The organism is Sporosarcina sp. FSL W7-1283, assembly GCF_038003105.1.
Lineage (GTDB): Bacteria > Bacillota > Bacilli > Bacillales_A > Planococcaceae > Sporosarcina > Sporosarcina newyorkensis.
The window spans coordinates 326986-352072 of sequence record NZ_JBBOOL010000001.1 but is presented as its reverse complement, the minus strand read 5'-3'; the positions used below and the strand labels follow the sequence as shown (position 1 = coordinate 352072).

The 25087-nt window shown below is 43.2% G+C and carries 21 protein-coding genes and 1 pseudogene; 3 read left to right on the top strand and 19 right to left on the bottom strand.

Annotated elements, in window-relative coordinates; translation table 11 throughout:
• The first annotated feature begins 15 nt into the window (after positions 1–15).
• Positions 16–2067, top strand: a complete 2052-nt coding sequence (locus MKY93_RS01695) for a catalase (RefSeq protein WP_040759037.1) — start codon at positions 16–18, stop codon at positions 2065–2067.
• A 110-nt stretch (positions 2068–2177) separates the two neighbouring features.
• Here MKY93_RS01695 and MKY93_RS01690 read toward each other — a convergent pair whose 3' ends face one another.
• From MKY93_RS01690 to MKY93_RS01680, 3 genes and pseudogenes are all read right to left on the bottom strand, one after another.
• Positions 2178–3728, bottom strand: a complete 1551-nt coding sequence (locus MKY93_RS01690; RefSeq protein WP_340758060.1) for an arylsulfotransferase family protein — start codon at positions 3726–3728, stop codon at positions 2178–2180.
• A 100-nt stretch (positions 3729–3828) separates the two neighbouring features.
• Positions 3829–5277 (bottom strand): bifunctional metallophosphatase/5'-nucleotidase, encoded by a 1449-nt coding sequence (locus MKY93_RS01685; protein ID WP_340758059.1) that lies wholly within the window; start codon positions 5275–5277, stop codon positions 3829–3831.
• A gap of 174 nt (positions 5278–5451) precedes the next feature.
• Positions 5452–6144 (bottom strand): annotated as a pseudogene (locus MKY93_RS01680) (acetate uptake transporter).
• A 290-nt stretch (positions 6145–6434) separates the two neighbouring features.
• Here MKY93_RS01680 and MKY93_RS01675 point away from each other — a divergent pair.
• Positions 6435–7220 (top strand): arylamine N-acetyltransferase family protein, encoded by a 786-nt coding sequence (locus MKY93_RS01675; RefSeq protein WP_221837171.1) that lies wholly within the window; start codon positions 6435–6437, stop codon positions 7218–7220.
• Positions 7221–7370: 150 nt separating this feature from the next.
• Here the strand turns inward: MKY93_RS01675 and MKY93_RS01670 are convergent, their stop codons facing one another.
• Together MKY93_RS01670 and MKY93_RS01665 are read right to left on the bottom strand one after the other, a co-directional pair.
• Positions 7371–8048, bottom strand: a complete 678-nt coding sequence (locus MKY93_RS01670) for a Dph6-related ATP pyrophosphatase (RefSeq protein ID WP_078817541.1) — start codon at positions 8046–8048, stop codon at positions 7371–7373.
• A complete protein-coding gene (locus MKY93_RS01665; protein WP_340758058.1) occupies positions 8045–9037 on the bottom strand; it encodes a GNAT family N-acetyltransferase in 993 nt (330 codons plus the stop codon). Before MKY93_RS01665 ends, MKY93_RS01670 begins: the two co-directional genes overlap by 4 nt.
• Positions 9038–9198: 161 nt before the next feature.
• Between MKY93_RS01665 and queC the strand changes: the two genes are divergently transcribed.
• Complete coding sequence (gene queC, locus MKY93_RS01660) at positions 9199–9852, top strand: 7-cyano-7-deazaguanine synthase QueC (RefSeq protein ID WP_340758057.1); 654 nt, start codon at positions 9199–9201, stop codon at positions 9850–9852.
• Positions 9853–9931: 79 nt separating this feature from the next.
• On the opposite strand, the gene MKY93_RS01655 is transcribed toward queC, so the two are convergent.
• The 14 genes from MKY93_RS01655 to MKY93_RS01590 all read right to left on the bottom strand — a co-directional run bounded on the left by MKY93_RS01655 (position 9932) and on the right by MKY93_RS01590 (position 24872).
• Positions 9932–10351, bottom strand: a complete 420-nt coding sequence (locus MKY93_RS01655; RefSeq protein WP_340758056.1) for a hypothetical protein — start codon at positions 10349–10351, stop codon at positions 9932–9934.
• 119 nt (positions 10352–10470) lie between these two features.
• Positions 10471–10986: a PCYCGC motif-containing (lipo)protein gene (locus MKY93_RS01650; RefSeq protein WP_340758055.1), complete on the bottom strand. Its 516-nt coding sequence runs from the start codon at positions 10984–10986 to the stop codon at positions 10471–10473.
• Positions 10987–11070: 84 nt separating this feature from the next.
• The gene (gene fumC / locus MKY93_RS01645) at positions 11071–12456 is read right to left on the bottom strand and encodes a class II fumarate hydratase (RefSeq protein ID WP_340758054.1); all 1386 of its coding nucleotides are present in this window, start codon (positions 12454–12456) and stop codon (positions 11071–11073) included.
• A gap of 240 nt (positions 12457–12696) precedes the next feature.
• Positions 12697–13914, bottom strand: a complete 1218-nt coding sequence (locus MKY93_RS01640; protein WP_009766442.1) for a multidrug effflux MFS transporter — start codon at positions 13912–13914, stop codon at positions 12697–12699.
• 334 nt (positions 13915–14248) lie between these two features.
• Positions 14249–15331: a sensor histidine kinase gene (locus MKY93_RS01635; RefSeq protein WP_009766443.1), complete on the bottom strand. Its 1083-nt coding sequence runs from the start codon at positions 15329–15331 to the stop codon at positions 14249–14251.
• Positions 15324–16007 (bottom strand): response regulator transcription factor, encoded by a 684-nt coding sequence (locus tag MKY93_RS01630; RefSeq protein ID WP_009766444.1) that lies wholly within the window; start codon positions 16005–16007, stop codon positions 15324–15326. The genes MKY93_RS01635 and MKY93_RS01630 overlap by 8 nt, the downstream gene beginning before the upstream one ends.
• 37 nt (positions 16008–16044) lie before the next feature.
• Positions 16045–16614, bottom strand: coding sequence for a peroxiredoxin family protein (locus MKY93_RS01625; protein ID WP_009766445.1), 570 nt, complete (start codon positions 16612–16614; stop codon positions 16045–16047).
• 17 nt (positions 16615–16631) lie between these two features.
• Positions 16632–17390, bottom strand: a complete 759-nt coding sequence (locus MKY93_RS01620; protein WP_040758624.1) for a cytochrome c biogenesis CcdA family protein — start codon at positions 17388–17390, stop codon at positions 16632–16634.
• Positions 17377–18036 carry a hypothetical protein gene (locus MKY93_RS01615; protein WP_009766447.1) on the bottom strand — a complete coding sequence of 220 codons (660 nt, stop codon included), beginning with the start codon at positions 18034–18036 and terminating at the stop codon, positions 17377–17379. The genes MKY93_RS01620 and MKY93_RS01615 overlap by 14 nt, the downstream gene beginning before the upstream one ends.
• A 580-nt stretch (positions 18037–18616) precedes the next feature.
• Positions 18617–19393: a sulfite exporter TauE/SafE family protein gene (locus tag MKY93_RS01610; protein WP_078817549.1), complete on the bottom strand. Its 777-nt coding sequence runs from the start codon at positions 19391–19393 to the stop codon at positions 18617–18619.
• 350 nt (positions 19394–19743) lie between these two features.
• Positions 19744–20637 (bottom strand): LysR family transcriptional regulator, encoded by an 894-nt coding sequence (locus tag MKY93_RS01605; RefSeq protein ID WP_340758053.1) that lies wholly within the window; start codon positions 20635–20637, stop codon positions 19744–19746.
• 127 nt (positions 20638–20764) lie between these two features.
• Positions 20765–22159 (bottom strand): L-cystine transporter, encoded by a 1395-nt coding sequence (locus tag MKY93_RS01600; RefSeq protein WP_078817550.1) that lies wholly within the window; start codon positions 22157–22159, stop codon positions 20765–20767.
• Positions 22159–23361: a MalY/PatB family protein gene (locus MKY93_RS01595; protein WP_340758052.1), complete on the bottom strand. Its 1203-nt coding sequence runs from the start codon at positions 23359–23361 to the stop codon at positions 22159–22161. The genes MKY93_RS01600 and MKY93_RS01595 overlap by 1 nt, the downstream gene beginning before the upstream one ends.
• Positions 23362–23456: 95 nt before the next feature.
• Entirely contained in the window at positions 23457–24872 is a 1416-nt protein-coding gene (locus tag MKY93_RS01590; protein WP_340758051.1) for an MBL fold metallo-hydrolase, read from the bottom strand.
• Positions 24873–25087: the final 215 nt, after the last annotated feature.

Below are 25087 nucleotides of genomic sequence, written 5' to 3'. Positions count from 1 at the left end.
AAGGATGATGAAGAGATGGATCAGAACCATAAGAATAAAGACAGTAAAGACGAACAACTGGAACAATTCCGCCAAACAAATACCGGACCCGATAAGCAAATGACCGAGGAAAGCGGAATGAAAGTTTCAGACGATCAAAAGTCGTTGCGTGCCGGTAAGCGGGGGCCGCTTCTAATGCAAGACTTTCATTTCTATAAAAAACAATCTCATTTCAACCGTGAACGGATTCCCGAAAAAGTTGTGCACGCACGCGGGTTCGGAGTTTACGGAGACTTTGAACTGTATGAGTCGATGAAAGACTACACAGTGGCGAAATTCTTGCAAGAACCAGGGAAGAAAACACCTCTTTTCGTCCGCTTTTCCAATTTCGTAGGGAACCGGGGATCGAAGGACACGGCAGTTGATATCCGGGGTATAGCGATCAAGTTTTATACGGAAGAAGGAAACTATGATCAGCTTTCATTGCAATTCCCTGTCTTCATCCTAAGCGATCCAATGAAATTCATGGATGTATCACACGCGGCAAAACCTGAACCAAAAACACATATTCCACAAGCAACCGTTGGGCATGATAATTTTTGGGATTATGTAGTGAGTAATCCTGAATCTGCGCATATGGTCATGTGGCTGATGTCAATGCGTGGCCGTCCTAGAAGCTGGAGAATGATGGAGGCTTATCCAATCAACACATTCCGTTTCGTCAATGAAAAAGGGATCTCGACGTTCGTTCGGTTTATTTGGAAACCGAAGTTAGGTGTGCATTCCTTGAAACTCGATGAAGCAAACATGATCGGCGGAGTAGACGCAGACTTCCATCGTCGTGATATTATCGAGGCAATTGAAAGCGGGTCCTATCCAGAATACGAACTTGGCGTGCAGCTGATCGCTGAAGAAGATGAATTCAAGTATGATTTCGATATTTTGGATGACACCAAACTTTGGCCCGAGGAAGAAGTTCCACTGAAAATAATCGGAAAGATGACGCTGAACCGTCTCATGGACAATTTCTTTGCGGAAGAAGAACAATCCGCATTTAACCCGTCTAATCTGGTTCCAGGTATTGAGTTCTCGAATGATCCTGTCTTGCAAGGCCGTTCATTCGCCTATCGGGATACTGAACTGTATCGTCAGAACTCTCCAAATTATGAGGAACTGCCGGTGAACCGCCCGATTGCGGATGTCGCCAACAACTTCCGTGACGGCTATCAGAAGCATCCGATCGATACCGACAACGTCCATATGCACAGCAATTCATTGGCTGGAAATACGCCAGCTGAAACACCGCCTGAACAAGGTGGCTATGAAAACTATCCAAAAACAGTGGAAGGACATGTGACGCGGGAACATCCAAGCGATTCATTCGAGGATTATTATACACAAGCCAGAATCTTTTGGAACAGCTTGTCTGAGCCTGAGAGATTGGACCTGATCGAGTCATTCAGTTTCCACTTAGGAAGCGTAAAGAGCAAGGAAGTACGTGAGATGAATGTAGAGATGTGGGCCAATGTCGATACCGAGATGGCGGGTATGATTGCGGATAATATTGGGGTCGAGCGTCCAAAAAACAAACACGTAGATGTAGACAAAAGCTATGCATCACTTAGTCAGCTGAACTCTCCTCATTCTGCAATGACGCAGAAGGTCGGCGTGCTGATCGGTGAAGGGTTTAACGGAAAAGAGGTTAAAGAGACGCTTGACACCCTTAAAGAAAATGGTGTTATGGTGGAAATCATTGCTGAAAAACTTGGTTCAGTCACTGGTGAAGACGGTACAGTTCTTGAGCCTACTAAAACATTCCTAACCGTTCACCCGTCCCTGTTTGATGCAATCTATATCGCAGGCGGAAAATCCCAAAACCAACTGAAATTCGATCAGATTATTTTCGATTTTGTGCGCATGCAATATATGCACCTGAAGCCAATCGGAGTTTCTAGCGGCAAGGATTCCTATATTGCACAGACCGAACACAACAACGGAATCGGCGTCGTATCAGCAACTGATAACCCAGATTTCGCCAATCAATTTGTCGCAGCCATCGCTCAAAAACGTTTCTGGGATCGAACATAAGTATACGAAAACCCATGACATGAAGCAGCCGAGCATCACGAAAAACCTTGGAATCGGGAAAGTAATTTCTCGTTTCTAAGGTTTCTTTATTGCGGTTTTCGAAGTAGTTCTTAGCTCCATGAAGACTTGCAGCCTAAATTAACCCAAGAAATCGGTGCACAAACCATCCGCGACTTGCCAATCACAGCACCAACATCATCTAATGCACAGACTTGAAAATACGGACAAACACCATCTAATTTCACAGTTGTCTCAAATCCGTTTCGTTCCTTAAAAGCTACAACCGCCATTGCATAGGGGTTCCAACCAGCCAGCACCTTCCAGGCCTCCACTTCTGTAGCACCATTCCACGACATATAAATAATCGCAATTTGTTTCCCATACACCCCCACCCTCATATCAGGTGGTTCAAGCGGCAGTCCAACCCATTCATTTTTAAATGCTCTGTACGTAAAATTATCGCCTGGAAAATGCATATCGTAAATCATATGCAAAGCCGGATTCCCCTCCGTATTGCCGGCATATTTGAATTCAGAAACATAAGGTCCCTGTCCCCAGCCGATCAACTGGTTGCCGTTGGGCAGTTGTTGCATATTCCCCTGATTGGATGCATGAATAGGAGGATCATGAAAATAGGTCCGGTCCACCTTTGCTGTCATGTGCTGCTCATCAAGCTGTAAAATCAAGCCACGCGACGCACCAGCAGGCGGTGAGTCCGGTGTGGCACAGCACGCATTATCAAAGAGGCTGATTCGGTTCTCCTTTCGGTATCTTGCATGATGCTGCCACGAGAACTCTGCGCCCTGCTCGAAGGTAAAATCACTCTGTTTTCCGCCAAGCTGCCAGATAATCTCTCCTGTTACCTTATCGATATGATAAATAGCAGACATATTCCGCATACTGATCAGCAGAGTATGATCCGGCCCTTCCTCCACCGAATTCACATGGAAACAATCCCAAATTCCCTTGCTTTCTGCTGCAGCAGTAACAGGAACCATCGAATTTGCCGGGTCGACATGCGCAAGCACATCCCATTCATACAGCAGCTCACCTGTAGACAAATCAACTTCCTGTATTGCAAAATTATCAATATAGCCTTTCGCCGGTCCTCCATAAACAGTCAAATCGGCAGGTACTTGCTTCACTGCGGTAAACAAGGCTGTATTTCGTTCGGTAATGGTAAACTCATGCACATCCGCAGTGTATCCATTTTGCGCCTCTACTGTCTCTATCAACTGGTAATGCTGATTGAAGATCTGGAAGACCGCGCCAGGCAGCGGGTCGCCGATAGGAAGACGAGGATTGGCAGATTCCGTACCAGAAATCGTTCCATGCCATGTCGTTAGGACTGGTAGCCCATGATAGACTTGCATCCTGAAATTCCTATTCTGTTTGTCGGGAGTATCCGATTTGAACCAGACCGGGTTACCTGCTTCATCCAGGATCAATGCACCCGTCTGCCCCACCATATTTTCTCCATACATCGTATACGGGGCCACGAATAGGTAGCCCTGTTCTGTCCCTGGCTCATGCACATTCACGGTTACCTTCATCGGCTGCAAATGTGGCGCTGAGACGAAATGCCATACTTGCGAATCCGTTATGTGCTTGTCGTCCTCAAAAAAGTGCTTTGATTCGAATTGATTCCTTCGCATTGTCATCTACATCACCTGATTAGTTTAATAGGAGCTTGCTAATGTATATGCAATGCATGTAACCATTAGTCGGTCAGGTTGCAAGGATAATTAAATACTTTTCCACTTATATCAATGTCACTGTCCCACGCAATGATGCTTCAATCGTCCGATTCTTTATCACATATTCCTTCAACGCGTCTACCGCATGAATTTCCAAATTCCTGCGATCCTTTCCGTAAGAATGCGGCACACCTTGCATCGTGATAAAAGCTACATTGTACAGCCGATCCATTGCGACAGGTTCATTGCCAACAAATAAACTTTGCATTCGCTGACCGCTTGGGTTTTCCAATTTAGCGTAAAGATTCAGACCGAGGACTCTCTTTACATAGCCGCCCATTTGATGGTACGGATTTCTCGAAAACGTCACTTCAAGACTTTTCTCCATCAACTCCCATATCTCTTTTCCCTTCAATGTAACGGTTGATATGGGCGGATTTACAGGAATGATGTTCCATATATCATTCATCGTCAGTTCGCCTGGCGGAATAGGAGCGCCATATCTCCAGCCGTTAGAAAATGCCACTTCAGCTTTCGTATAGTCAAGCAATCCTTTCAGCAGGAAATTGTCCATTGTGCTTTCCAAAATGGCGTGACGGTGCAACCCAGTTTCTGTCGCACCGATTACTTCATCTAACTGATTGCGATACGGCCTCATTCCTTCATCCACTATTTTTTTCACGGCTTTGTCTTCCGGTATTTGTTCATCCATCAAGACCAGTTGATGATCGTGCTCTACAATTTGTTTGTTCTTTACTACGAGATCCAGCCGTCCGACAAATGAACCGTGACATCCCGATTGAATAATAATCGTATCATTGACGGTGACCGGTTCATACAGCCGATTATGTGTATGCGCGCTCAGCAACACTTGGATACCGTCCACTTCTTCTGCCAATTGAATATCTTGGGGCAATCCCAAATGCGAAAGCACAACAATCAAATCCACATTCTGTTCCTTTTTCAACTTCTGGATATAGTCAGGCAGTTCCTCGTTCCCCAGCGTAAAATAAACACCTTCACTAAAATTTGGCGGCATCACTTTATCGACAATCGTTGCCGCAATTCCAATCACGCCTATTTTCAGGTCATTTACTTCTTTCACTAGAAAAGGAGGGAATGCCAATCTGTTTGTCTTTTTGTCATAGCAATTAATGGCGAGCATTGGATATCCCAACGAAGCAACCAACTCCTGTAAGTAATCAGGACCATACGCAAAATCCCAATGTCCTGTCATCGCATCTATGCCCATCTCCCGCAAAATCGGCAATAGAATCTGCCCTTTCGTATCCACTACAGGATGCGTCCCATGAAACGTATCGCCACCATCGAACAGCAATACCGAACCATTGCGTTCCTTATGAACTTGACGAATATAGCCTGCCATTCGAGCATACCCACCGACTTGTGTATAGACCGATTCATTCCCTTCATAAAAATGTTCCCAATGCTCTTCCAAATACCCATGTACGTCATTGATTTGTAATAGAGTCAACTTTTTCTTATCTTGCATACCGATAGACCTCCTAAACAGGTTCTGTCCTTTTACTTTTCCCGGTTAGGAGAGGGGTTACACTTATTCTCACATTCACAGTCTCAAACAAAAAAAGACGCCTACATAGAAAGTAAACGCCTCATTCGGTTTGATTAATTTACTCATCTAATGTTTTAACTGAACCTTTATCATTCAGCTGAATGTATTTTCAACTTTTAAATCGCTGCTTACTGGAGTAGAATGTGCAGGTTTGACTGCTGCTTCATCCGCTTTCTTAAAGAGCCCGAACGGCTTACCCACCGGTAGAAACTCTCTTTCGATATGTTCATTCAAGACCGCAGCGGCAGCTTCATAAAATAATAATAATGAAATGCTCAGTTCCGAATAAGCGGCTTATTGTTGTGGGAATGCACCCAAAACTCCATAACTGTCGAGAGCCAGCCCGATAAATAGAAAGTTGATGCAGAAAAATATGAAGAATATGACCTTATGCGTTTCCATCGCTCCAATCGTCATGAATAGCATAAAAATCAGATAACCGACGAACGCAAAACCCAATTGTTTGGGGTCTACACCTGCAGCCAGCGTTTCCCCGAATATACCTCTTTCAATCATCCACGAGGAGGCGACGGCCAGCCAAAACAATCTGTATGCGCCAAAAGCGGTCGCACCAAATGTGTTATTCAGTTTCGAGTCGTTAATGCAGGCAATTAGTTGCGCAAATCCACCTAACAATATTGCCCAAGGGATAACAAACGAAACATCTGTAGTGAGTCATAATTTTTGCGAAGAAGCTACGAGCGTGACCATCGCCAATCCAAATAGCCCGATTGCGGATGGATCTGCCGTAAAGACATTCACTTGTTCTGTTTTATACATACTCATGACCCCCTGATTAAATAAACAAACCCTGGATATAAAATCACTTATTACTGTTTGTTCAACCAGTTATCAGTATACTTTTCCGATAATTATATGGATTACACAATATATAGGAACTGCAGAATGAGATTAATTCCATAGCAATTCTAAACTCGATGAGAATTTCGCTTAAATCAACCGATCCCTTCTAACCACTTTCGATCTGCCATTTAGAAGTTTGGGAAAGTCTTTTTATCTGCTATACTAGCCTCAATCAAACAACCGAATAAAAGTGTAGAAAGGAAGATTCACTCATGCCACAACGAATTATTGAACGATTGGAACAGCTAGGATACAGTCAATCAGAAAACCCGATTCAGCAAATAAGCTGTGTCCAACGATTATTCGCCCAGCTGTTTGAATTCGAAAATTTGGATGTCCTATTGAAGAATGAAGAGCCAATCACGGAGCAGTTTTTATTGGATAAGATGGTGAATGCAGAACGCGGAGGTCTTTGCTACGAACTAAACGGCTTACTGCATATCGTCTTGCGTAAATTGAGTTTTAACGTATCTCTCGCAGCCGCCACAGTATGGACAGGACAAGAATGGGGCTTGGACCGCACACATACGATCAATTTATTCGAATATAAAGAGAACCTATACCTGATTGACAGCGGGTCGGGAAATAATTTGGCGTTGGCGCCGCTCGCGTTAGATGGCAGAACAATCACTTCCCCGTCAGGAAGCTATCGCCTACGTTCGCAGAAAACGGAGAAAGGGTCCATGTTATGCGAACGACGGTCTGAAGAAGGCTGGACAAAGCATTGCGCTTTTGAACCGGACATCGTCGGCTGGGAGGATCTGAATCGGGTTAAAGAATTGATCCATACTCATCCCGATTCCCCATTCAATAAGACAATGCTGGTCGCTAAGACAGTGGAAGATGGCACTTTCTCAATCAATAAAGAACGCTTTTCGCGCAAGTGGATGGACGGACGCACAAAGACGATCCGTTTTGATCAGCGGTCTGATTTACTGGAACAGGTGAAGCTCCATGCAGCGCCTGGAGTGTATGATGCGGCAGTGGAACTATCGTGAAATCGGGAAACACTCCAAAATCTCGCTGTAACGAACCAAAGTGACATTGCACCGCACCAAAGTATCGATCAACCGATCCAAAGTCCATCCGGACCGCACATTCTTCCTTTGCCCCAGCCAAGTCCATAAACAAAAAACTTCCACAATTGCCTATTCAGCTTGTGGAAGTTTTTCATCTAATTTACACATTGAAAACACATAGCCATCTTTCTCAACAGTCTCCCCCATCTTCAATGGAATCCGCTCCTTGAAAATAGGTCCATCGACAACAACGGTATGGAACTCTCCCGATTCGCCGCAGCTATCGATGCCAAGTGCTTCAAGTTCATCCATTAATTCAATCGTGAAGCGTCTGCCAAGGAATTCGGCTGGCATCAGCTTCGTATTGACGACTACGATATATGCCTCGAATCCTTCACGAATGAATTCCTCTAACAGTTTGCGCCGAGGTTCTTCCCACAACGGATGAACCGCATCAATGCCAGCTTTTGCACACATCGATTGCACCCAGGATAGATGATCTTCTAAATCAATGTCGCCAAACACAGCCTGCGGGATGCCATGTGCCTTACAAACCCGCATAGCATCGAGAAATTGTGTCTCATAGCCCGCCCAATCTGCTTTTCGGATCATCAGGGGTACTCCGAGCTGCTTGGCTTGCGCTTGAATGATTTCTAACGGTAATGCATGGGATTTGGATTGGTTTTGTTCTTTATCGAACATTGTCCAGGACATTGCTGGAATATTTCCTGCTTTTACGGCTCGATGAACGGCAAGCGCAGAGTCCTTGCCGCCACTCCAAGATGCAACGAACTTCACGCCGGTCATTGGCCGTCCGCCCACGCAATACGTGCGTCCACTGTTCGTGCCATGCGGATCATATACGATCGGAATCCGAGCTTCGGCCAGAAATATGATGCCAAATGGTTTGCCGTATACCAATCCGTCATAATGTATTCATAGCCTGCTTTCTTCATTTGAGTGAAGCTGTGATTGGCGATCGACTTGCCGATGCCTTGTCCGCGCAGCTCGATGTTCGTAGCGGCCTGGACAAGTACCGCCGCCTGACTCGGTGTGGTCATCGCATGCCGTGCATCTGCTGGAGTATATAAATGAAAAGCAACCGGAACTCCATCCTGTTCCGCAACCCAGCTACGTGTCCCTTCTTTTCCTTCATACGCTTCGAAAGTCTCGCGCTCCTGATCAAGTGCTTCCTGCGTTATCGGCTGCCATGCCGGCGCTTTTGCCTGATGCATGCTATTCCAAGATGCCATCGTACGCAGGGCGGATTGTTCGTCTCCCACCAATTCCTTCATCGCTACCAAGCTGTTTTCTCCCGGCTGAGCGCGGTATCGTTCCAATGACAGGGCAGCAAAACGTTGTTCGAAATGAAATGATTGCTCCAGCATCTCAAGAATTAATTCGTCATTGCCGACCGGGACATCCAGTACGTGTTCAAAATAGCCATTACGTACCCACTCCGCCCCTGCTTCCGTATACAGCAAGCGTGCCAGTCGTGGATGCTCATCTTCATGAATGACAAATGAAGGATAGCCGACGTAAATTGTACGTCCGCGCATGGCATCCTGCCGATATTCGAATAACAAATAGCCGATCACATTGTCATCACGCAACGTCACAATCCCACCCATATATGGCTTACTCATTTCTTCGCGCAATCGTTTCTCCGCCTCATTTACATCTTCAAAACGTTCATGCAAAAATGAGAACCGCTGACGTTCGTCTCGATGTCTAGCGGCGAGTAATGACGCCATCTGCGATATGTACTGCTCTTCAAACTCTACAAAACGAATCAACTGAATCCCCTCCTGCCTAATTTGACTAAATTATACCATACCCTTTTTACTTTCATATGAAACGAATGGACCGGTTTGGAGGTGCGGCTATGGTATGATGGAAGCGATTAAAGAGGTTCGTGAAATCCCTCTCTAAAAAACTACTAACGGAGTGAATACATATGAAACAAGAAAAAGCAGTCGTCGTCTTCAGCGGCGGCCAAGACAGTACCACTTGCCTATTTTGGGCATTGAAACAATTCAAAGAAGTGACGACTGTGACATTTGATTATGGCCAGCGCCATCATGCAGAAATCGAATGCGCCCGCAACATTGCGGAAGAGCTTGGTGTTTCATTCAAAGTATTGGACATGACTTTGATCAATCAATTGTCCGCGAATGCGCTGACGCGGGACACTATCAAGATTACAGAAGAAGTCGGTGAATTGCCGTCCACTTTCGTTCCCGGACGTAATCACCTATTTTTCTCTTTCGCAGCGGTCTACGCTCAAGCAATCGGGGCAAGCCATCTTGTCACAGGCGTCAGTGAGACGGATTTCAGCGGCTATCCGGATTGCCGCGATACGTTCGTCAAGTCATTGAACGTAACGTTGAACTTAGCAATGGATGCAAAGTTCGTCATGCATACACCGTTGATGTGGCTCGATAAAGCAAGTGTCTGGGAATTATCCGATCAACTCGGCGCATTCGACTTCATTCAGCAGCGCACGCTTACTTGCTATAACGGTATCCCTGCTGCGGGTTGCGGAACTTGTCCCGCATGCAAACTGCGGAGTCAGGGATTGGAGGAGTATTTAGAGCGACGTGAGGCTTGATAGCTGGAATTTATTAAGCATACAAAATAAAAACTTTCTGAAACTAGTAAATAGAGGAAGGATCACAACGATCCCTCCTCTATTTCTCAATGATAGCCGCAATCCAACCTCGTATTTCATCCATCGACGCTGTAAGGGTGATTCCCAGTTTGGATTCTGTACCCATGTAGGAGTTAATATATCCTGTATCCATGAAGACAGAGAGTTCATATAAGCCCTTTTCATGCTCACATGCTTCATAAGAAAACGAGACTCCAGGAGAGAACGTGCCAAGAGTTCCTGAGTTCTCTCCGCCAATTTTATTGATTTGCTCAATCAGCGTTTCAATATCCTCATTTAACCAAACAAAGTTGTGTGCGTAATCCAAAAAGCCATAAGAGAACGTCAATTTAAATTCAACTTCAAAAAGCGTTCCTTCCGGTTCTCCGATTTTAAACACTTCATGTGTCACGGCTGTTTCACTAAATTCAAAATAGCGATCTTTCAGTATGTATTTCATTATAAAATTCCCTTTCTACCGCGACTTTGGTTTCCCCAAAAAAAGACTGCAGACAAACTTCATAATTTCTGAAGTTCATCTGCAGCACAAAATCCTTATCCGAATAAAGGAAGTCGTTATTACGCTGGCATCGGTGTGTTTGTAGGCTTCGCATAGTCTCCGTTTCCGTATTCAGCATCAATTGCGTCACGGATTTCTTTCATTGATTTACCGTCCTGTTGCATTTGAACAGATTTCACTGCGATTTCAAGACACACTAGGCAGCGTGTACCATGGTCATCCCAAACAACTGATCCGTCTTCTCGTACTTCGTCAAGGAAACAATTCATATTGCTTTTGTGACCAGCACTATCGCCGCAACCGCAGTAGCATGGCATATACTCTAGAACATCTGTCGCCTTACCAGCGACTTGATAGACCATGCGCATATCTTCCGGCTTGTCGTCCAAGAAGGATGGCAGTACATCCGCTGAGGCAGTGATTTCCTGTAAGTCGCCGTTAGCGAGTTGTTCTACATGCCCGACTTCAGCTCTCGCATCTTGAGGATCCGATTCTGCCGGCTTTTCCGTCGCACCGTTTCCGCAAGCAGCGAGTGCCAATGTCAATGCAGCCAATCCTGCGAGTAGTTTCTTCATGTAAAGTTCGAACTCCTTTGTACAGACGTGATGCCTTCAGTATACAAGGTTTGTACTATTAACAGGAGTACAATTTCGTGACAATTATTGATTGCCCGTCATTTTGCTCGGATCTACATATTCGTTAAATTGTTCTTCAGTCAATAGACCTGTGGAAAGTGCAGCTTCTTTCAGCGTCGTACCTTCTTTATGAGCTTTCTTCGCAATTTTTGCCGCATTTTCATAGCCAATGTACGGGTTCAACGCCGTAACGAGCATCAATGAATTCTTCACTTTGTTATCGATTTCTTCGCGATTCGGTTCGATACCGACTGCACAATTATCATTGAAGCTGATCATTCCGTCTGCCAATAACTTTGCAGATTGGAGGAAGTTATAGATGATAACTGGCTTAAAGACGTTTAATTCAAAGTTCCCTTGGCTAGCCGCAAAGCCGATTGTCGCGTCGTTCCCCATCACTTGTGCGACGACCATCGTCAATGCTTCACTTTGCGTCGGGTTCACTTTACCTGGCATGATTGAGCTGCCTGGTTCGTTTTCCGGAATCGTAATTTCGCCGATGCCTGAACGCGGACCGCTAGCTAACCAACGCACGTCATTCGCTACCTTCATTAAGTCAGCAGCCAGAGCTTTCAATGCACCATGTGTGTAGACGACTTCATCATAGCTTGTCAGTGCGTGGAATTTATTTTCAGCTGAAGTGAAATCAATACCGACAGATTTTGAAATTTCCTCTGCTACTTTTTCACCGAATCCAGCTGGCGCATTAAGTCCTGTACCGACTGCCGTACCGCCGATCGCAAGTTCCTTCATTGACTGCACGCTCGTTTCTAGCATGCTGCGTGTTTTCTCAAGCATCCGGTGCCATCCGCTGATTTCCTGTCCAAGTGTAAGCGGCGTCGCATCTTGCAGGTGCGTCCGGCCAATTTTAATGATGTCCTTGAAGTCTTCGGATTTCTTTTCGAATGTCTCTTTTAATTTATCGATTGCTGGAAGTACTTCACGCTCCACTGCGATAACGCCCGCCACATGTAGTGCCGTCGGGAATGTATCGTTGGAACTTTGTGATTTATTGACGTCGTCATTCGGGTGCAGGCGGTCTTCTTCTCCCCACTCCTCGAGCAGTTGATTGCCACGGTTGGCCAATACTTCATTCATATTCATATTGGATTGTGTGCCGCTTCCTGTTTGCCAAACGACTAACGGGAAGTGGTCGTCCCATTTTCCTTCGATGACTTCTTCCGCTGCTGTTTTGATGGCTTTCATTTTCGCTTCGGATAAATTGCCGAATGAATGGCTTGCGATAGCTGTTGATTTCTTCAGATGGGCAAATGCTTGGATGACGCCCAGCGGGATCCGTTCGCCGCCGATTTTGAAGTTTTGCTTACTGCGCTGTGTTTGCGCACCCCATAATTTCTCCGCAGGTACTTTAATTTCACCAAATGTGTCATGTTCAATACGATATTCCATCTTTCCATCCGCCTCTCGAAAAATAGTAATCAGACTCTCTCTCTATCATGCCTTATTTTTTCGGAAATTTGAATTAAAAAGCGTTGGGCGGGTGTATCTTGTCCTGGCACCGTTGATTGGGACTCCAGACGGCACGCTTTCCGGGGGGCGTGGCTTAAGCCGCTGATCCCCCAGGAGTCGGCCGTCTTCCGCCCCAATCAACTAGTGACGCTTCCGAAAACTTAAAAAACCGTTCATTAACTATATAGCCAGATCGCGAAAAGCTTTCTTCACTACTGTCATAAATACGAGCAACGCACTGCTGCTGCAGGCTAAAATGACGATGCCCATTGGCCAAGCAGAGAAGTCTCCAGCCAGACCTACTAATGGGGAGACGATAGCTCCGCCGATGAAGGGCACGAGTCCGAGGAATGCGGCCGCGCTGCCTGCTGATTTCCCTTGGCTTTGCATGGCGAGTGAAAATGCAGACGTTGAGACCATTCCAACGCTTGAGACGACGATGAACAGGGCAGTTCCCATCATGAAGAGCGGCCATTCATTCCAGACAACCAACAACAAAAGGACGCTGCCTGAAAATGAGATCAATACCCCCGTCATTAGGAACTTCACTTCATGGATACGGCCTGCCAAACGCCCTGTCACTTGGGCTGCGATGATGATGCCGATGCCGTTCAAAGCAAAAAACAAAGAAAATTGCTGTGCGGATACGCCGTAGATGTTCTGTAGCACGAATGGCGATCCGGCGATATACGCAAACATGCTCGACATAACAAAGCCTTGTGTTAGCGCAATTCCCATAAACCACTTATCTTTTAATAAACCGCCGAATGTCTTGACGACGGCTAACATCCCGCCTTCAGAGCGCTGTTCGACCGGCAAAGTATCCGGCAGGAAAAGCGATGTGGCTAAAAACATCAGCAGTCCAATCCCGCCTAGGATGAAAAACACGACTTGCCATGATGCAAAGCTCAACACGGCGCCGCCCGCTATTGGAGCCATGATCGGAGCAACTCCATTGACGATGGACAAGAGTGCCATAAACTTCGTCAATTCCTTACCTGTGTATAAATCTCGCGCACATGCACGAGCTATAACAATCCCTGCTGCTCCCGTCATCCCTTGAATGAAACGCAGCAAGACAAATGTCCAGATGTTCGTGCTGAATGCACACAAGATCGAAGCTGCTGCATAGATGATCAATGTGACGACAAGCGGCTTTCGTCTTCCATAAATATCACTCATTGGTCCGAATACGAGCTGACCTGCTCCTAAGCCTATCAAACACGCAGTCAAACTTAATTGAGCAAGTGATGTGGAAGCTTGCAAATCTTCTGCCACGATCGGCAGTCCGGGTAAATACATGTCCATCGACAACGGGCCGAATGCTGTCAATGAGCCGAGCAGCAACACGAGCCAAAACGTCGGCAACGGTATTCTTTTCTGTAATTGTTTGTTCATTATACAAAACCCTTTTCTTCATTAGAATTCTCTAAGTATAGCATGCAGAACAATTGCTGATCTGTCAAAGTCAATAACCACACGTATTTCATTTTGGAACACAACAAGCCGAATTCAGTAAAAAAAGAGCAACTCAATAATTGAGATGCCCTTTCCGTATTGCACAACTTTAGGAGTGTCCCGCCTTCATTGCATAAACTGCTTATATCGTATTCCGAATAGCAAAGACATATCACAAATTCAGCATGAGCAGTAAACATCAAATTTTGAAAATGGTAAACAGCCGGAAGCACAATTGATGCATTACTTTTGTAAATACTTACATAGAAACTGACTATTCAAGCGGTATTGTGAACCAAAAAGTATGATAGTGGTTCTTTATGGAATTTAATCCAACCCGACCATTATGATGCTCGATGATCTCTTTAGAAATCGCCAGACCAAGTCCTGTTCCACCTGTCCTATGACTTCGCGGTGCGTCACCTTGATAAAACCTTTCAAACACTTTAGTTCTTTCTGCCTCTGTAATCTCTTGACCTTCACTGCTGATTGAAACCCGATAACCTTCCTTATTAGATTCACCATGTATTATGATGGGCTCTTTCCCTTCATAATAGCGAATGGCGTTATCGATGATGTTGCTGAGAACTTGTGGGATGCCACCGTTGTATACATTTACCATTCCAACATCGGCTTCAACTATTACGGGGATACCTTTTTCCTCTAACGTCCAATGAAACATTTCAATGGATTGTTCTATCAGCAATCGCATATCTACCCGTTCTTTTTCTGTGAACGTTTGTTTCGCAACGTAATCCCATTCCTTTAATTGCTCCAGCTGCTCCACCATCGTAGTTAGACGTTTCGATTCACCGCTAAGTGCATCGAATAATTCTCTATCTCCTACAATCACACCATTACGTAAAGCAATAAGATAGCTCGTTAAATTCGACAAAGGGGTTCGGAATTCATGGGAAAGATCCGTTACAAGCTTCTGGCGAGATTGCTGATTGTTTTTCAATTGTTGCACCAATTCATTAAAATGGATGATTAATTCCCCTATTTCTCCTCTGGATTTTGTTTGGATCATATCGGGATAACGTCCTTTTTTCATGTCTTTAGTCGATTCAATCAGTTCTTCTAATGGACGGATCAACTTCCATGTTAAATAAAAATGAATGAGGCTTCCCATTAAAATGGTGGATATGCTGAATATCCATAAATATTGTAACAGGGTGGCATTAAAATGATTTTGCCGTTGTTCATCCATCGTTCCCATCCCATCCACCAGCACACAGGCTGTATTATAAATAGCGAAACTGCTCAGGATGATGAAAAGCGAGATTGCGAAGACATTCAAAAAAGTCAGCCGCCAGAGGAGCTGTTTCGGCAGCAATGTCCTGACTAACTTAATCATGCGCAAATTTATATCCCATTCCCCGTACCGTTAGAATGCGTTTAGGGGAAGAAGGAACCTCTTCGATTTTTTCTCTTAGTTTCTTTACATGAGCATCGATGGTCCGATCCAACACAACCTTATCGCCATACGGATACAATTGGTGAAGGAGGTCCTCCCGTGTCAAAACGATATTCGGATTTTCCATGAAATGAAATAATAAATTAAATTCGTGTTTCGTCAAATTTATTTTTTGATCGAAAAGCAGCACTTCTCCCTTTCTAGGTTTGATGCATAGCCCATCGTAAGCAATCTTTTGGCAGAACTGACCGGTTCTTCGCAAGACCGCCTCCACATGTGCAAGGAGTTCATCCGGATCAAACGGTTTTGTCATATAATCATCGGCACCCATTCGCAATCCGTTAATTTTATCATTCGTATGGACTTTCGCAGAGAGCATAATAATAGAAACTTCATTTACCTCTTGGTCTTTCACCCACTTACAGAATTCTTCCCCACTGCATTTTGGCAGCATCAGATCTAGTACAATCAAACAAGGATGATGCGTTAGGAAAAGTTCTTTCGCTTCTTCGCCATCGATCGCCGCAATTACATCGTATCCGTCTTTTTTCAAATAGATGCAAATTAATTCACGGATTAGCTGATCATCTTCAACTACCAATATTGTCTGCTTCACCTGATCACCTCCTCGTTATTGTACAATCGTTAAGTCCTTATTTCATCTTCTCCACTTCTTGTACCATCAAATCATAATTTATTGCCCCAAGTGCAACGAATTGGATTCGGCCAGCCGAATCAATCATGTACGTTGTAGGATACGCATAGACGCTATATAGATTGCTCACTTCTGAGCTTCTGTCCATTAAGACAGGAAATGTCAGCCCATATTCCTCCACAAATGGAGCGACCACTTCTTCATTGTTTTCTGTAGATGTTAGATTGACTGCCAATATTTCAACATCCAAGTTACTTTTCGTATACAACTTTTGCATATCAGGCATCTCAGCTCTGCAGGGCGGACACCAAGTCGCCCAAAAATTCAATAAAACCCGCTGTCCTTTATAATCTGATAATTGGACTGTCTCCCCTTCCAATGTCTTCAATTCAAAGTCAGGTGCCAATTGGCCACGCTGAATTCCGATTTCATTGGAATCTACTGGACTAGAAACCTCTGCCTGAAGCGGTCGGCCCTTTGCTGTTTCCTTTTTTGAAAAGGAAAAGTCATAAACGGCCCAACCGACCAAGACCATTACAACAGCTAGTAACACCATGCTCTTCTTCACTCATGATTCCTCCCTATTCATCCCAGGTTTGATAACCACGTGCCATCCACTAAATCAAGTAACCACCCTGTAATTAATGGCATTAAGCCAAAAAACAATACGATACCCATCAAGATCATGATGACTGCTCCCACTTTCATGATGATCTCGCTGCGGCGGACAATCCACTTTGTCGAGCCAAGGAAAAATGTCAAGATAAGGAAAGGTAGCGCAAAACCGATAACATACATAATCGTGTAGAAAATTCCCTGACTCGGGTTACTCGCAGCCAGCATCAAAATAGAACCGAAAATCGGACCAATACAAGGCGTCCAGCCGGCTGCAAACCCGAGTCCGATGAAAAATGTCCCGATATAGCCGGTCGGTCTCCTCGAAGATTGAATGCGACGTTCCTTCATCAATCCTGTAATATTGACCCATCCGCCTATAAACAGCCCCATGACTATAATGAAAATACCGGCAATTCGTTGGATAAATAAGCCGGAGTCCCCTCTTAATAGTTCTGAAATCCACTGGCCGAAAAATGAAGCACCGGCCCCCAGGCTGATGAAGACAAGCGATACACCCAGTAAAAATACAAGGGAATGACTAATTAATTTTCGACGGATTTTTATCGTTTGGTTTCCCTGAAGTTCTTTCACGCTGATTCCCGTAATATAGGAAAGATATGCCGGGAAAATAGGCAGCACACAAGGAGACAAGAAAGAAAGTGCCCCCGCTCCTACTGCTAGTAACATCCCTACAATCAATACCGTATCTGTTTCAATTCCACCCATATCGTCCATCCTTCCTGTAATGTTTTAATAGCAAAAGCAGATTGGCCACGAAAAAGAGGAGGAGGAACCACGGTTTGATCATATAACCGAACACCGTTATGTAAGGCTGTAACACCATCAGCACGCTCATCCCGCATGCCCAAACTGTCAATAAAAGCCCAAGTAACTTTCCCGTTGCCATCCGTCCATTCAAATAGGTAAACCCTCCCAGCAAAATTGCTAATATTATAAGGCTTCCCAATGAATAGATCTGATCGTTCCAGGCGTATTGAATAAACTCATATAAAAACGCCGCCAATAAAAGCAGATGAACAAAAGCCTTTCCAACTGCCAGGCCTTCCAGTTGTCCTCGCTTTACCTTATACGTCAAGAGCAACCCACTGAATAACACAGCTGCATAGAAAGCGCCCGAATCACCTGGGTATGCCAATATCGCCATTGGATCCTTAATAAAAACGGAAAAATTCAAAAGAACTTTTCCAGCCCACATAAATAGAACAAAATTGACTAGCTGCGAAACCATTTCACCAATCATCTTCTTTCGCTGTTCCTTCGGTAGTTCACTCATCAAATAAAAGAGCAAGATACCGCCAGCTACACTGATGACCAGAATAGATATGGAAATCAATTTACTTGTCGATGCCATTCAAGTCCCCCATTTCCTCTCCAACCTCATCATACAAGCCGATTATGAAAATTTGACGAAAGCAAGTTTATTCGGTAAAAGGAATCTGCTTTAAATAAAAAACAGTTCAGAACAGCGTTTGAGTTGTAACGTTATCTGACCCTTCCTCGTAAACTTTGAGGTAATTGAAGGGTTAAGAAAATTATATTGGCAGAGGATTAATAATAATTAGTGCTTAAAACAATTACTGAATACAATTGGGCAGTGGTGAGAGGATGGAAATAATTCAACCGAAGAGGGTAATTAGAAATTTTATTTTCTACAATTTAATTAAAGGGTTTATTGCTGAAAATACTTCTTCCAATCAACGTGTTGACGAAGAACTATTTTTTGGGAGTTGTTGGGGAGGATTCATCGTAAGACAAGCCGTTAAAAGAGACTGAAGGTTTCATTGATGACTTAGAATAATCTCTAAGAACACTTTCTGAAGCTGCCACCGTCGTGTAGCCCAGAGAATGATGGGGAACAGGGACAGACACCTGCACAAAACGCAATGAAATCGGAATATTGTGATTTTTGTCAGTGTCTGTCCCTTCTGCATTTATAAGATATCCATCCAAATTTTCAATGCCGTAGCGAGTATCAGTACTGCCAAAATGACCTGTAACACTTTGGTATTAACTCTTTTTCCTGCCATTGCTCCTAAAGGAGAAGCAATTAAACTTGCTACAATCATAATGAATGCCGGATAGTAATCTACCTGCCCGGTGGTGATTTTTCCAACGGTTGAGCCAATAGAAGAAATGAATGTTATGGCAAGTGAAGAGGCAATAGTCATTCGTGTGGGAATCTTTAATACGACCAGCATAATGGGCACTAATAAGAATGCGCCAGCTGCCCCAACGATTCCCGCTCCGATACCCACAATTAAGGCGAGGGCTCCGGCAACCCATTTATTAAATGTCACTTCGTTCAAGGGAATATCATCAATCCCTTTTTTAGGGATGAACATCATAACAGCGGCAATCAAAGCAAGGATGCCGTAGGTAAAGTTTATTCCCCCTTCGGACATTAGTTTGGAGCCGTATCCTCCAATAAAGCTTCCAATTAAAATACTTGAACCCATATTGATAATTAGCTTTTTATTTAAGTATCCGCCTTTTCGGTAAGCCCAAACACCACCAATCGTCGCAAAGAATACCTGTATAGCACTTATTCCCGAGACTTCATGGGCGCTAAAAGAGACTAATCCAAATAACGGAGGGATATAAAGCAACATAGGGTACTTTATGATTGAACCACCTATACCTAACATCCCTGAAATATATGAACCTATAAAACCAATTAAAAAAATGGTTATAATAAATAAAAAATCCATCCGTGTTCCCCTCCTGGTAGCAAGTTAATATTCATATTGAGGTTAGGTCCCAAATAAAATAGCCCATTCCGTATAATTAACAATGAAGGGCCATTTTTTCTAGCATATAATTGCTGTATAACCAATGAGCTGACAAATCTTATAAGCAGCAATTTTATTCAGTAAATAATAAATCGGCGCTATACATATAGTCATTGAAAGCCATATTTTTTTTGACAGCTTTATAAGGTTATGTTTATTGCGGATTTCGTTAAAGAAGTTAGCTGCTACTTCTAAGCAGGCATGATTATTTTTGCTACCGAAAAGGGTTTAGTGCTCTCATCGTACGCTTTTGAACGCTTTCGATACGATTACATTGTTACCTTCTTTAAATAGGCAATAAAGGCGTCCATGCTTCTTTTAGGAAACCGGGACGGTAATTCTACTAACCATAAATCCCTAATTAGATCAATGCCAGAAATCGAAACTTGTTTCAAAACCCCTAATTCAAGCTCTCTCAAGACAGATAACTTCGGAATAATACCAATGCCTAAGCCCGCTTCTACGGCACTTTTGATGGATTGCGTGCTACTCAGTTCCATATAACTTCTAACTTTATCCAATGTATTGTTTTCTTCTAATACTCTTTCTACAATCTTTCTGATACCTGCATTTTCTTCTCTCCAGATCATCTTTTCCTCAATCAATTCCTCTATTTCTATTTCATCTCTATCGCTCCATCTATGATCATTGGAGACAATCAAAATCAGTTGATCTTCCGCAAATTTTTCTATTTTAAAATCTTCATCATGTAGAAAGGCTCCTTCTACTAACGCAATGTCAATATCCCGACTTTCCAAACTGGATATGGTGCTGGGTGTATTTCTAATGGTTAATTTAAACTTAAGATTTTTATGTTCTTTTTGGAAGTCCCCTAGTATTCTGGGAAGCAGGTATTCACCAATTGTTAAACTTGCCCCTATATTTAACGTGCCTGCATCTTTATTGGCAATAGATTTTACAGCCTCTTCAGAGCGTTTATAGTTATCGATAATCTCTTTTGCATATGGATATAAAGTTGAACCGGCTTCAGTAAGCTTTAGTTTTCCAGCTTTTCTGTCAAACAGCGCAACTCCATAATGCTTTTCCAATTGACGAATTTGACTGGTTACAGCCGGTTGTGAGATGAAGCTAGTCCGGGCTGCCTGACTAATACTTCCTTCCTCAATCACACGGCAAAACATTATTAAACTTTCTTTCTTCATTAGTGTCACTCCCTAACCTTTTCCGTCCATGACGTGTCCCTTCTTATCATAACATGCTGGTTTACCCCATAGGAAAGCACCTGTTGCGTGGTTAGGAATGCAACAGGTATGTAACTTTCAGAATTTTTTAAACGACTTCAGGTACAGCTTTTTCCTCTTTACTGTTATATACTTCTTCATCTAATTGTTTTGTGATTTTACTCGTTATTACCCCTGTCGTCATAGTTCCGCTGACATTTAGCGCCGTACGCGCCATGTCTATGAGCGGCTCTATTGAAATAAGTAGTCCTACAATCGCAACAGGCAAGTTCATCGTTGATAAGACAATCAGACCGGCAAATGTCGCTCCGCCACCGACGCCTGCAATGCCGAATGACCCAATCACTACAGTGACAAGTAACATGAGTATAAATGACGGTGTAAATGGATCAATTCCTACTGTGGGAGCGACCATAATCGCAAGCATTGCAGGGTAGATTCCCGCACATCCATTTTGTCCGATCGTTATTCCAAATGCGCCCGATATATCCGCGATCCCTTCAGAAACTCCCAAACTCTTCTTTTGTGTACTAACATTAATAGGCAATGTCCCCGCACTAGACCGAGATGAAAATGCGAATACAAGAACCGGCATGATTTTTTTAATATACGTTAATGGATTCAAACCTACCAATCTAATGAGCAACAAGTGAATTAAAAACATAACAGCTATCGCAAAATATGAGGCTAAAATAAACTTCCCTAGATTCCAAAAGGCGACTAAATCACTGGTGGCAGCTTTATTTGTCATTAATGCTAAAATCCCGTATGGCGTCAAACGCAAAACAAGTGTCACAACTCGCATCACAACTGTAAAAATCGCTTCGACAATTGACGCGAACATCTCTGCTTGTTTGGGTTCTTTTCTCTTTACACCCATGAATGCCATCCCGAGGATAGATGCAAAAATAACGACTGAGATGACTGATGTAGAACGGGCTTCTGTCAGGTCATAAAAAATGTTCATCGGCAGCATCGATACAACCTTTTCAGGTACTGACATCGCATTTAAATCATCTAACTTTTGCCCATGACTTTCTATCGCTACAGATTCTGCTTCTCCTTGTGTAATTTCCATTCCTTCTAAACCGAATATGCCAGCGGAGAATATTCCAACTGCAGCCGCAATTGCTACTGTTCCAGCAAGCATCCCAATCACTAACCCGCCAATTTTACCAAAATCATTGGCCAATTTGGATTTAGTAAAGGCGGATAAAATCGCAAAGAAAACTAATGGAATCACAAGCATTCTTAACAATGATATAAATCCGTTTCCAACGATATTGATCCATTCGGCAGATTCAGAGATAATAAATGATGTTTGGCCATAGATAAACTGTATGGCTAGTCCATAGATAATCCCAACAACTAACGCTAGCATGACACGTTTAGAAAACGATACAAATTTCTTTTGCATGTAGAACAATGCAGCACAAAGGAGCACAAATATCGTGATGATCAAAGAAATGTGGAATGCTTCCATTAACGTACCTCCTCTGCATTCTTAGCTAAATTTTCTTTCACAGCCCTTTCTACTCTTCGCAAGCCGTCTTCTAAAACATGCCTTGGACAAGCCATGTTAACTCTTGTAAAACCTTCGCCTCCTAAACCAAATGTATAACCTTCATCAAATGCCACCTTGGCGTTTTTACGGAAGAAGTCCTCAAGCTCTTTTGCATCCAATCCAAGAGCTCTGCAGTCTAACCAAGCAAGATATGTCCCCTCAGGCGGGATCACTTTAATTTCCTTTAAATTCGTTTCAATAAATGTTGTTAAAAAGGTAAGATTGCCTTCCAAGTAATCCAAAAATTGATCTAACCACTCTTCTCCGTATTTATAAGCGTTTTCAGCTGCAGTCACACCAAAAGTATTGGATAATCCTAAATACATTATGTCAATAATTTTCGTAAACGAATCCCGTAACTCTTTATTTGGAATAATAATATTAGCCATTTGAACACCTGCAAGATTGAACGTTTTACTTGGAGCCGTGCACGTTATGGAATGGTCCGCGAACTCGTCTGAAATGCTAGCAAAAGGCGTATGGGTATGACCTTTATAAACAATATCAAAATGGGCTTCATCAGAAATGACTAGCATATTATTTTTTAAGCATATTTCCCCCAGTCTCGTCAATTCGTCTTTAGACCAAACCCGACCAGCCGGATTATGAGGGTTACATAAGATAATCATCTTAACATCTTCGTTCTCTACGACTTCTTCTAAGTTTTCATAATCCATCTCATATCTTTCATTTTCATACTTAAGTGGATTTAATACGATATCACGATTATTTTTTTCGATTACTTCCATGAACGGCGTATAAACAGGGGTTTGTATAATAACTTTATCTCCTTCATTTGTGAAGGATTGAATCGCAATACTTAGCGCTGGCATAATCCCCGGCGTACAGCGGATCCATCGTTTCTGAATGTCCCAATTATGACGTTTTTGCACCCAGTCTATAAATGCCTGGAAGTAATCATTAGACCTCGATGTATAGCCAAACACTCCATGTTCAGCTCTCGCTTTCAATGCCTCAACAACAGGTTTTGGGGATACAAAATCCATATCCGCTATCCACATTGGAAGAATATCCTTATCACCAAATAACTTCTCTGTGTGGTCCCATTTGACCGAATCCGTATTGTACCGACTGATGACTTCATCAAAGTTATACTTCACTATAACGACCTCCAATTTGTAATTTCATTACTGACAGTTGCTACCCGTTTTCTATAAAGAGCCGTTAGAACCAAATGAACAATTGGCCTGTTTGATTACTTTATTACTGGAGCCTGTTTATTACTTTCCTTCAACCAAGCTAAATAGCCGCCTTTTACATTCATCACGTCTTTATAGCCATGAGCCTGCAGCAAGCTTGAGGCTATTGCAGATCGGGCACCAGACTTACAATGTACAAGATACGTCTTTCCTTTTGGCAAATCATCGAGCTGCTTTGTTAGCAAATTAAGGGGCATGTGTTCGGCCCCTTCAATTCTGCCTTCCGTCCACTCTGATTCATTGCGAACATCAACCAGATGATACTGATCATCGAGCAAGTATTCCTGTACTTGTTTGACATCTACTTCTCCGTAACTTTCCAACTGTTTGTCATCAGCCAGAACGTCAAACGGTTCAATGAAACCGACAATGCGATCTAAACCTATTGAAGATAAACTCTCCTTGATCGCATTCAGTTTGCTTTCCTCTGCGATTAGTATGATTTCTGAATTGTAGTCAATTAACTCTCCTGCCCAATTTGTAAAAGATTGATTAAATGGGATGTTGATTGTCCCTTCCAAATGACCTTTTGCAAATTCTGCAGCTCTTCTTGTGTCTACTAAAACTGCATTCGCATCATGACCTTCCAATTCCTTTACAGTGCGGATTCTATTAGTCTTCCCTTCACTGACTAGCGGCGGTCCCATCTTGTTCAACTTTTTCATCATTGCAAAATAGTTAGGAGGAGTAGATTGCCCCGTTAATAAAGTCTTGATAAAGTTTTCTTGATCTTCTTCCCGTAAAGCCCAATTGTTTAATTTCTCATAACCAACTGTAGACATAGGAACTGCTCCAAGTGCTTTACCACAAGCACTTCCTGCACCATGCCCCGGCCAAACTTGCAGATAATCAGGCAATTGCTTAAACTTCTGCAGCGATTGGAACATCTGGCTTGCTCCAAGCTCCGCAGAACCAATCACTCCAACAGCCTTCTCCAATAAATCAGGCCTGCCAATATCTCCGACAAATACGAAATCACCTGTGAAAATGCCCATGGGTTGGGAAGAACCACCGCCCTTATCCGTCAAAACAAATGAAATACTTTCTGGTGTATGTCCGGCAGTATGCATCACAGTGAATTCAATTTGACCTATCATAAATGTGCTGCCATCTTTCAACAAGACATAATCAATATCTTCCAGCTGATTGTATTTCCACTGTTCGTCGCCTTCATCCGAAACGTACAAAGTGGCATCACAATGTTGCGCAATCTCCCGAGACCCAGAAACGAAGTCTGCATGAATGTGAGTTTCAGCTGCTGCAATTATTTTCAGTCCCTTCTTCCTCGCCATCCCTAAATAGGGTTCAATGCTACGAGCCGGGTCAATTACAATGGCTTCTCCTGTCTGCTGACAACCAACCAAATACGACATTTGAGCTAAACTCTCATCAAAAAATGAACGAAAAAACATATTAATCCCTCCAACTATTTGTTTTGAAAGCGTTTTCAACAGAGGCTGTTAAATGAATTAAGAAGGCTGTTCCTTCCCCTCTCCTTCCAAGCTGTTTTAAGTATTCAATTAACTTTTTCTAGCATAGCGCATTTCAAGTTTTTTGAACAATCTAATTATTTTATAAGGTATAAATTAAAAAGTAGAGTCGTTGTGAAACATGGTTGTAGCCTAGT